Genomic DNA, 384 nt, shown 5'->3' with positions numbered 1-384 from the left:
TTAGAAGAATCTAAAAAGGACGCTTTTCTCAATAAAGGGGACTAATTATTGCTAGGCTTTTCCACTAGTAAAGATAGGCTCCTATCCCTCGGAAATCTTTCCTAGTTTTATTATCTAAATCTTGTGTTATCTCCTGAATTGAAACATCTAGATTTAAAGTATTTCTGAGTTGCATTAACTCATCGGTTGAATAACCTGAGGTTTGAATTACACTATTTGAAAAGCTAGGTTTTAAAGGATGAGTATTTGTAAGCTCCTGCTGTGAGTAATTTTGAACTAATTCTCCTTGATAGTTATACAGCTTCCCTTGAATTGCCACACTAGATATATTTGTTTGCCCAGCAGGATTTATACCATTATTTTCAACGCTCGAGGTATTATTGT

Annotated in this window: 1 pseudogene; it reads right to left on the bottom strand. The window is 34.1% G+C overall.

Annotated elements, in window-relative coordinates:
* Positions 1-64: 64 nt before the first annotated feature.
* Positions 65-384 (bottom strand): annotated as a pseudogene (locus tag GJV77_RS14755) (hypothetical protein); the annotation flags it as partial.

It is taken from the genome of Myroides pelagicus, from assembly GCF_009711055.1.
Lineage (GTDB): Bacteria > Bacteroidota > Bacteroidia > Flavobacteriales > Flavobacteriaceae > Flavobacterium > Flavobacterium pelagicum.
Note: the sequence above shows the minus strand (reverse complement) of the source record. Positions and strands in the feature narration are given on the sequence as shown.